Genomic DNA, 9,330 nt, shown 5'->3' with positions numbered 1-9,330 from the left:
ACCGCTTGAAATCGAAGATAATTCCCTTCACCGCCGCTTTCAACTCAGCGCTCGCTTCTCATGCAGAGGCCGTCTCCCCATCGTCATCGGCACATCGAGTGTTCGTGATCCCATTATAGGCTTTCTTCCGTCGGGCTGTCAACGGGATCGCGTCACGTGGAAACGCGGGGTATGGAAAAGAACGCTACGGCCGCCATCGACCCGCCCCCTGGGGAGGTCTGAGAGCGTGTTTGAAAATTTACCGGCAAGGTGTCTGCGGGTCTCCCTTAGCTACCAGCTCCACAAGGAGGGGGGTGGAGGGGGCCTTCCCTCCACGGAAACCTCGCTTTTTCCGGAGGGGCTTCGCCCCTCCAGGCCTCCCCACAGCAGAAGCAACGGCACTATCACGGGGCCAACGGCTGCAGGCGCCCTGTCGCGTCGAAGGCCCACTTCGCCGGCGCTTCCTCCACGGTCACGTTGTCCATCTCCCGGGCCGCCTCCACCAACGCCTCGGAGATCCAGACATAATCGAGGGCTAACGTGTTCCGGATGCGCATCATCTGGGCGTTTTCGGGATCCGGGCGGCCGCAGAACCGAAGCGCCAGCCGGATAGCCGCGGCATCGTCCTGGGCGACCCAGGGGAGCTTGCCGCGCCACGCGCTCAGGATGCCCGCCGTCAGCGCGTTCACGCGCGTGATCTCCCAGTCGATCTGGTTCAGGCATCGCTCGGTGATCACGTCGGCCAGGCCGTAACCCACCGCGTTCCCGTGCGTCGCCTCGGTGAGCCCCAGCAGGGTGATGACGTTGACCTGCGGGCGGTCGGGCTCGGGCACGCCCGGCAGCAACATCCGGCCGATGATGTTGGTATCCATACCCGTCCCGCTGATGTCCTTCCCCATCTCGTCGATCACGAGCACATCCAGGTGATCGAATGGCAGAGAGGGCATCAGCTCCCAGGCTCGCATCAGGAGTGCCTGCTCGATCGATCCACCGATCTCGTCGGGCGGGACGCCTACGACGTCGGCCACATCATGGTAGGCGTTCTCGACGGTGGCGATGCCGCCGAGGACGCGGCCGCGTTCCACGACGATGGGCGCGGCCCGCGGGATCAGATCGCGCAGGCCGTTGGGACCGTACGCGTGGATCGCCTCGGCGGTGCGTCGCTTGCCCAATCCGATGACGCACATCTTGGCCAGCCCGCTCTCGATGGGGCCACGGAAGTCGGTGTGTGGCTTGATGCGGTTGATCAAGATGGTGCCATCGGCCTCGTATGCGTTGCGATCCATGCACACCGGCACATCATCGGAGAGCCGTCCCAGCTCCACGACCTCCATGCTGGACACGATGGGCGCCTGAACGGTCGCCTCGGTCACGCCCAGGCTGGCGAGCACCTCCCGTTGTCCCTCGGCCGTGGCGCCGCCGTGGCTGCCCATGGCCGGGATAACAAACGGCTCCGCGCCGGCGGCTCGCACGGCCTCCACCACGGCGCGGACGATCTCTGGAAGTCGGGCTACTCCCCGGCTGCCGGCTCCGATGGCCACTCGCATGCCAGGCTGCACTCGATCCAGGATGCCTCCGGTCCGCAGCGCCTCGCGAACCGCTCCCTCCAGGTCTTGCACTCTGGGTGCCGGGAATTGCACTCGCGCTGGGTACATCACCGGAAGGGGGATATGATCGAATCTCTCGCGGAGGACGGGATCGAAAGGCATGGGTAAACTCCTTGGACCATTACATCATCACGCAATACGGAATACGGAACAGGTTGACATGCTACGTGTTACGTATTGCGTGTTGCGTATTGCGTAGGGTTTATCCCGGAATCAACACCGCCTTCGCGATGGCCAGGCTGTCCATGCGCTGGAAGGCGGCGTGCCAGTCGGCCAGGGGGAAGGTTTCGCTGATCGAGCGAGCATCAATCTGACCGTGCGCCATCAGCCCCAACACCCGCTCCCACGTGGGCCAGGTGTGGCTGAAGGTGCCCTGCAATGTGGCCGCCTTGGCGATCAACGGATCCAGGCTGAAATTCACCGGCTCCCGTCCCCAGCCGATCTTCGTGATCTGTCCGTTGGGACGCACCATCTCCAGGCTTTGCCTCAGCGTCTCGCGAACGCCCACGGCGTCGATCACCAGGTCCGCCCCCAGGCCGTCGCCCAGGCTGCGCACCGCGGGCACCGGATCCTCGCGGTCGGCCACGATGATCTGATCGGCGCCCAGCTTCTCGGCCAGGGCCAATCGCGCCTCGTCCCTGGCCAGGCCGACCATCAGGACGTGCGCCGGGCTGAACAGCCGGATCACCTGCAGGGCCATGAGCCCGATGGGGCCCGGCCCCAGGATCACCACCAGGTCGCCGGGACGGGGACGCGATTTCTCCACGATGGCGTTGAAGGCCACCGAGGCGGGCTCGGTCAGAGCGGCCTCCTCGAATGAGACGCCGTCGGGGATGCGATGTAACAGCTCCTGCCGGGCGACGACGTAGGTGGCCATGGCGCCGTCCACCCCATAGCCGAACCCCTTGCGCTCGGGGCACACATTGTACTGCCCGGTGTGGCAGTAGATGCACTTGCCGCAGATCTCGGCGGCGGTCTCACAGGCCACCCGGTCGCCCACCTGCCAATCGTGTACGTCCTCCCCCACCGCCGCGATGGTCCCGGCGAACTCGTGGCCCAGGATCACGGGATAGTTCACCTGCCAGCTCACGGGGCCATGCCACTGGTGAAGATCGCTGCCGCACACCCCGACGGCTCGCACGCGGATGAGCACCTGCCCTCGCCCGGGCTTTGGCTCAGGCACCTCGCGCAGCTCCACGCTGCCAGGACGGTCGCTGTAGTTGACGAGCGCTTGCATGGGATTCTCCTGAGGAGGCTACTGGGCGGCGGCGCGCACCTTGCGCACCACGTCTCTCAGCACGGCTTCCAGGGCCGCGTCCTCGTCCGCCGCCCGGAAGGCCTCATCGGCGATGGCCAGGGGTGCCCCGACGACCACCAGGGGCGCGCCCATCTTCGGCAGTTGCACGATCTGGTCCAGGGTGAGGCCGCCCACTGCCTGCACGGGGATGTTCACCGCCTCCACGATCGCCGGCAGATCATCCAGCGGCGAGAGGGAGGGATCCTCATGTCGTTCGTCGTAGCCGGTGTGGACGATGATGTAATCCACCCCCTGTGATTCCAGGAAACGGGCGCAGGCGACCTTGTCCGGCGCGCCCATGATGTCGCCCATGACCCGGATGCCGTAATCCCGCGCGGCGCGCACGACGGCGCGCACGGTGGCCGGCGTGGCCACGCCCATCACCACGACCATATCGGCGCCGGCCTTGGCCATCATCTCCGCCTCCAGGTAGCCGCCGTCCATGGTCTTCAGATCGGCCACCAGGGGCTTGTCCGGGAAGCGCTGCTTGAGCGCCCGCACGGCGTGGAGGCCCTCGGCCAGGATCAGCGGCGTGCCCGCCTCCAGCCAGTCCACCCCGGCGCGCACCGCGATCTCGGCCAGATGTAGGGCCTCCTCGATGGACGTCACATCCAGGGAGACCTGAACGATGGGTTGCATGGGATACCCCCTATGTGGAGGAGCTCGTGGCCACCTCGGCCCAGGTGCTGCGCAGGTACTCCAGCGATCGCTTCAGCCCTTCGAGCCCCTGGGTGCCGTTGTACTCGCTGGATAGCCAGCCGTCATATCCCGCGTCATGCAGGATGCGGAAGCCGGCCGGGAAGTCCACTGATCCTTCGCCGGCGATCTGGTGGGGATACTCGCCTTGATGTCGGTCGCTGCAGTGGACGTGCACGACCCGGTCGACCACCTCGCGCAGCAGGGCCAGCGGATCCTCCCCGATCATCACCGGGTTCCCGAAGTCGAAGTTGACCTTGAGCGGGGTGTCCCGCAGGCGATCGAGGATCTCCAGGAAGATCTCGCCCCGTTGGGAAAAGTCGGGGCGCTCCCAGAAGTAGTCCTTGTAATGATCCTCGTAGGCGGCCCAGACGCCCCGAGACTCCGCGTATTCCACGGCCTCTCGCAGGCCCGCCACCGCCCAGGCGATGCCCTGTTCTCGGGAGACGCCGGGATGAGCCTGCCCCGCGGTCACGCGGACGCACGTGGCCCCCAGCTGGGCTGCTGCGTCGATGTTCCGCTTGGTGATGGCGATCTCCCGCTCCCGCACGTTGGGGTCCGGATGGGTGAAGTCGGACGCCCCGACCAGTTGCGAGACCACCAGGCCGTGGTCGGATAGCTCCTGGCCGATGTGGTCGAGGTACTCCGGATCGAACGACGCCAGCGACCGGTCGTGGATCTCCGTGCCGTCCAGGCCCAGCGAGGCCGCGATGGGGAACCACGCCTCCAGCGTCATGGTGCGGTCCAGAACCATGGGCTTGAAGAAGATCATGGGCACCGCGCTGAATCGCATGCTCTCACCTTCCCCGTCTGCTCTTTACGTTTCACGCTTTGCTCTATTACGTTCTATTACGTTTTATGCTTTACTCGTACTCCACCCCCAGCTCATCCAGCCAGCCGCGCAGATTCACCAGGCACTGGCGGCACCCCTCGGCCCATTGCTCCTCCTCCGGGTAGATGGTGCCCATGTGCGGCTCCAGCGAGAGCCCTCCCTCCCAGCCGTCGGCCTTGAGCAGCTCCAGCGGCTTGGGATATCCGACCCTGCCATCGCCCAGGATGGCGGCCTTGGTGTAGCCTTCTGGCGTGAGGAGGGTGTCCTTCAGATGGACGTGCACGATCTGGCCGCGCAGGTTGGGGTAATCGGCGATGGCGTCCTCCCCGGCCCAGACCACGTTTCCGGGATCCCAGATGGCGCGCAGCGCGGGGGAGCCCACCCGGTCGATCACCTCCCGCACCTGCTTGCCCGTGGCCGTGTTCACCGCGTGCTCCGTCTCCAGCGCCAGCGTGACCCCCTCCTGGGCGGCGATCTCGGCCGACTCCTTCAGCCGCTCGACGACGAGATCCCACATCTCTGGGGTCTGCTCCGGCTCCTTCCAGAAGCTGAAGACCCGGATCAGGTCCGTGCCGAAGATGTGGGCCGCGGCGATCGCACGGCGCAGGACCTGGCGATGCCCTTCGTAATCGTCGGCCTGGCTGAAGAACGTATCCCCGCGCTGGGCCGGCGGGCGAGCGTATAGCGAGCATTTCAGGTAGGGCGAGGCGATGCAGATGGTCTTCAGGCCGCGAGCGTCCAGGTCTTGCTTCACCGCTCGCATCTCATCGTCCGTCAGGTCCACGATGTTGCGGCGGTTGATGGAGCGCAGTTCCACCCAGCGCAGGCCCTGCTCCTGAATCCAATCCAGCGCCTTGTTGAAATCGTGCGTGAGTTCATCGTTAATAATGGCGAGCTTCCACATGGCTCATGCTCCTACGACCTCAAAAGTTGTGTCCCGGTCTACGGCGTGCACTTCCTACCAGGCGGAGCGGATACGCCCGCCATCCACCTGGATGGCCGTCCCGGTTACGTAACTGGCTCGCTCCGACGCCAGGAACACCACCACATTGGCGAATTCCTCGGGGGTCCCGATGCGCTTCATGGGGATCTCCTGGGCCATGCGTTCCAGGGCATCCTCCACAGGGATGCCCTCCGCTGCCGCCCGGCGTTCCGCCAGGGAGGTGATGCGCTGCGTCAGGATCATGCCCGGCAGCACGTTGTTCACGGTGATCCCGTAGGGTGCCAGCTCATCGGCCAGCGTCTTGGTCAGGCCGTTCACCCCGGCGCGCATGACGTTGGAGAGGATCAGGCCCGGGATGGGCTGCTTGACCGACATGGAGGTGATGGTGATGATGCGTCCCCATCCTCGGACCTTCATATCCGGGATCACGGCCCGACACAGGCGTATGGCGCTCTCCAGATTCAGTTCGAAGGCGGCCCGCCAGGCCTCGTCATCGAAATCCAGGAAGTCGCCCGGGGGTGGGCCGCCCGCGTTGCACACCAGGATGTCGACAGCGCCGAAGCGGTCCCGTGCCGCGTGCACCAGCCGTGCGATGTCGTCGGCCCGGCTGACGTCGGCCACCTGGGCGAACACCTCGGCCCCGGTCTCCCGTCGAATGTCCTCGGCCGTCGCCTCTAACGCCTCCCGGCCTCGGGCGCAGATGGCCACCCGGGCGCCCTCCCTCGCCAGTCCCAGGGCCACCGCCCGTCCCATCCCCTGGCTGGCGGCCGCGACGAGAGCCGTCTTTCCCTGTAGACCCAGATCCATGGCCGCCTCTTATGCGTCCTCGACCAGCGGCAGATCCACCGGGGCGTCCGCCTGGGAGGACCGATAGATCGCCCGGATGATCTCCACGGCCTTGCGCCCCTCGGCCCCGTCGATGAGCGGGGGCCGACCGGTCTGGATGGCCTCCACCATGTCGGCAATCTGACGTCGATGGCCCTCGTGGCCGATGGCGGTGGGATCGGCCGCGCCCGTGCCCCCCACCGCGACGCCCATGACCTTCGCCTTCTCCTCCTCGGTAGCGTCGGCCAGGTCCCAGCAGGTAACCTGGCCCTCCGTCAGCACAATGGTTCCCTTGTCGCCGTGGAGTTCCACGCGCGCGGGCGTGCCGGGATAGGCGGTGGTCGTCCCCTCGATGACGCCCATGGCGCCGCTGGCATAGGAGAGGACGGCCACGGCTGTGTCCTCCGTCTCGATGTTATGCACCAGCGTGCCCGTGCGGGCGTAGACCCGGGCCACAGGGCCGACCAGATACTGCAGCAGATCCACGGTGTGGATGGACTGATTCATGAGAGCGCCGCCACCGTCCAGGGCCCAGGTGCCGCGCCAGCCACCCTGCAGGTAGTAGGAGGCCGGCCGGTGCCACTTGACATAGGCATCGGCCAGGGTGAGGCGGCCCAGGCGTCCCGCCTGGAGCGCCTCTCGGGCATAGCGGACGCCTTCCTTGTAGCGGCTCTGGAAGATGCAGCCCAGCAGGACGCCAGCCTCCCGGCAGGCCCGGATGATCTGATCGACGCGGGCCAACGTGATCTCCAGGGGCTTCTCCACCAGAACATGCTTGCCGGCCTGGGCGGCCGCCACGGCGGGCTCCAGGTGCCGCCCGCTGGGGGTGCATACGGATACGAGCTGGACGTCGTCCCGGGTCACGGCCGCTTCCAGGTCTGTTGTCCAATCCGCTCCGTACTCCTGGGCCAGCGCTCGCGCCGTCTCCGGCCGGGTAGTGCACACCACGCGCAGGCGGGCCTCCGGTATGTCCGCGATGGCACGGGCCTGAATCTTGCCGATGTTCCCCGCCCCGATCAAAGCGATGCCGATCTCCCCTGTCATACACTCGCTCCTCAGCATTCCGTTTCCATCACCACACCCGCGCCCTCTGAGGTCTGGCAGACGAAGAGGTCCGGCGGATGGCCGGTGGCCTCCTCATAGGCGGGCGCGACCTGAGAGAAGAATCCGCTTTCGTGACCGGCCTGGACCAGGGCCACGACGCAGCCGCCCCAACCTCCGCCCACCATGCGGGCTCCCAGCACCCCGTCCACCGTCAGGATCAGGCCGCGCAGGGTCTCGATCTCGGGGCAGCTGACCTCGTAGTCGTCTCGGAGGCTCTCGTGAGCCTCGTTGAGCAACCGTCCCACTGCGATGGCATCCCCCCGCCTCCAGGCCGCTATGCTGTCCAACACGCGGCGGTTCTCGCTGTGTACATGGCGGCATCGCGCCCTCAGCTTCAGCCGCGTGTCCCGAGGCACCTGGAGATCTCCCAGCCAGGCGTCCACGTCGATCCCCGTGGCAGCCAGCTCATCGATCGTGGCCTCCTCAGGCAGGTGGGGGGCCAGCGCCTCCCATGGCTCCGATTGGACGTCGCGCAGCGTTCGGACGTTGGGATAATGGCGGGCCAGGCAGGCGGCTCCCAGGCGGCATTCGGCCACGCGCACGTTGTATCCGCCGGTCGTGTGCGTGTGACGGGCCCGGCTATCCGCCAGCACGAGCGTGTACCCGTCCAGCAGAGGAACCAGCTCGGTGTGGTAGTATCGGGTGCCGTCCTCCGCCGTGCGCGGCAGGCAGTCCAGGAACAGCGCGTGGCCTCGGCGTCCCAACATGGTGGCGAACTGGTCGAGGATGCCGCCCCGGGTGCCCACGTACCACTCCGCCTCGCTGCAGAGCTGGGCGAGGCGATCGGTGGGCACTTCCAGCGAGTTGACGTGGACGAGCGCGATGGCCGAGGCCACGGTGAGCGCGGTCGAGGAGCTGACGCCGGCGCCGCGCGGCACGCCGTGGGGCGGCCGGCTCACGACCAGGCCGTCGAAGCCGCGCAGCGGCCCGAAGACCTGCCATAGCTTCTGGCCCGCGCCGCGCGAGTAGTTGCCCCAATCCCCCGGCGGGCCGGAGGGGATATCCGCGCTGAGCGTGAACCGTCGAGGGGGGAAGAGGTCCGCCTCGATGTTGGCCAGGGATACGACGGCATCCTGGCGGGGGCGCACCAGCAGCAGGAGATCCCGGTCCAGGGGAGCCGGTAGGCAGAACCCGTAGTTATAGTCCGTGTGTTCACCGATTAAGTTGACCCGGCCTGGGCAGCGGCAGATGGCTACCGGGCCGGGTCCATAGGCGGTGCGGAAGGCGGCAAGGGCCTCCTGATAGCGGGCCTGCTGTGTTTCTACGGCCTCTTCCCCGTACACCTCCGCCAGCCGCGCCGCCCATTGAGAACCCATGCTGTGCATACGCTCAGTCACTCGGCAATCCCAGTAATTGCTTGGCCACTCGGACGGCCTGATTGGCGTCCTCTCCGTATCCGTCGGCGCCGATCTGGTCCGCGTACTCCTGGGTGATCGGCGCGCCACCGATCATGACCTTCACCTTGTCCCGCAATCCCGCCTCGGTCAGCGCGTCGATGGTGGCCTTCATGCTGGGCATGGTGGTGGTCAGAAGGGCCGACATCGCCAGGATGTCGTACTCGCCCTCCTTGATGGCGTCCACGAACTTCTCGGGTGCCACGTCGATGCCCAGGTCCTGGACCTCGAAGCCGGAGCCCTCCAGCATCATGGTGACCAGATTCTTGCCGATGTCGTGCAGGTCGCCGCGCACCGTGCCGATGACGACTTTGCCCAGCGGCTCGACCTCTTCGCTTTCCGCCAGTAGCGGGCGCAGGATGTCCAGCGCGGCGTGCATGGCGCGGGCGGCGATCAGCAGCTCCGGCACGTAGAACTCACGGGCCTCAAAGCGACGCCCTACCTCGGCCATGCCCGGGATCAGCCCTTCCTGCAGGATGGTGCCCGGGGTCACGCCGGCGTCCAGGGCTTTCTGGGTCAGCTCCTTCGCCTGGGGAGCATTGCCCGTGATCACGGCCTCGGTGAGTGGAGTCAAATCGAACATGAGAGAACCTCCTCCTGTGGGTTTCAGGATATGACGGTGTAGTGCGGGATCGCTCGTGACATGATTCTGG

General features: G+C 66.6%; 9 protein-coding genes. All 9 read right to left on the bottom strand.

What is annotated here, in order from left to right:
- Positions 1–383 precede the first annotated feature (383 nt).
- Positions 384–1,688, bottom strand: coding sequence for a DUF2088 domain-containing protein (locus GXP39_02680; GenBank protein ID NOZ26942.1), 1,305 nt, complete (start codon positions 1,686–1,688; stop codon positions 384–386).
- A gap of 100 nt (positions 1,689–1,788) precedes the next feature.
- Positions 1,789–2,823 carry an alcohol dehydrogenase catalytic domain-containing protein gene (locus tag GXP39_02675; GenBank protein ID NOZ26941.1) on the bottom strand — a complete coding sequence of 345 codons (1,035 nt, stop codon included), beginning with the start codon at positions 2,821–2,823 and terminating at the stop codon, positions 1,789–1,791.
- 18 nt (positions 2,824–2,841) lie between these two features.
- On the bottom strand, positions 2,842–3,522 hold the full coding sequence (locus GXP39_02670; GenBank protein ID NOZ26940.1) for a D-arabino 3-hexulose 6-phosphate aldehyde lyase: 681 nt from the start codon (positions 3,520–3,522) through the stop codon (positions 2,842–2,844).
- A gap of 10 nt (positions 3,523–3,532) precedes the next feature.
- Complete coding sequence (locus GXP39_02665) at positions 3,533–4,372, bottom strand: sugar phosphate isomerase/epimerase (protein NOZ26939.1); 840 nt, start codon at positions 4,370–4,372, stop codon at positions 3,533–3,535.
- Between the two features lie 70 nt (positions 4,373–4,442).
- Complete coding sequence (locus GXP39_02660) at positions 4,443–5,315, bottom strand: sugar phosphate isomerase/epimerase (GenBank protein ID NOZ26938.1); 873 nt, start codon at positions 5,313–5,315, stop codon at positions 4,443–4,445.
- A 54-nt stretch (positions 5,316–5,369) separates the two neighbouring features.
- Positions 5,370–6,161: an SDR family oxidoreductase gene (locus GXP39_02655; GenBank protein ID NOZ26937.1), complete on the bottom strand. Its 792-nt coding sequence runs from the start codon at positions 6,159–6,161 to the stop codon at positions 5,370–5,372.
- A 9-nt stretch (positions 6,162–6,170) separates the two neighbouring features.
- Positions 6,171–7,241 carry a Gfo/Idh/MocA family oxidoreductase gene (locus GXP39_02650; GenBank protein ID NOZ26936.1) on the bottom strand — a complete coding sequence of 357 codons (1,071 nt, stop codon included), beginning with the start codon at positions 7,239–7,241 and terminating at the stop codon, positions 6,171–6,173.
- Positions 7,235–8,620 (bottom strand): galactokinase, encoded by a 1,386-nt coding sequence (gene galK / locus GXP39_02645; GenBank protein ID NOZ26935.1) that lies wholly within the window; start codon positions 8,618–8,620, stop codon positions 7,235–7,237. Before galK ends, GXP39_02650 begins: the two co-directional genes overlap by 7 nt.
- A complete protein-coding gene (locus GXP39_02640) occupies positions 8,613–9,260 on the bottom strand; it encodes a cobalamin-binding protein (GenBank protein NOZ26934.1) in 648 nt (215 codons plus the stop codon). The genes galK and GXP39_02640 overlap by 8 nt, the downstream gene beginning before the upstream one ends.
- Between the last annotated feature and the right edge of the window lie 70 nt (positions 9,261–9,330).

The organism is Chloroflexota bacterium, from assembly GCA_013152435.1.
Taxonomy (GTDB): domain Bacteria; phylum Chloroflexota; class Anaerolineae; order DUEN01; family DUEN01; genus DUEN01.
Note: the sequence above shows the minus strand (reverse complement) of the source record. Positions and strands in the feature narration are given on the sequence as shown.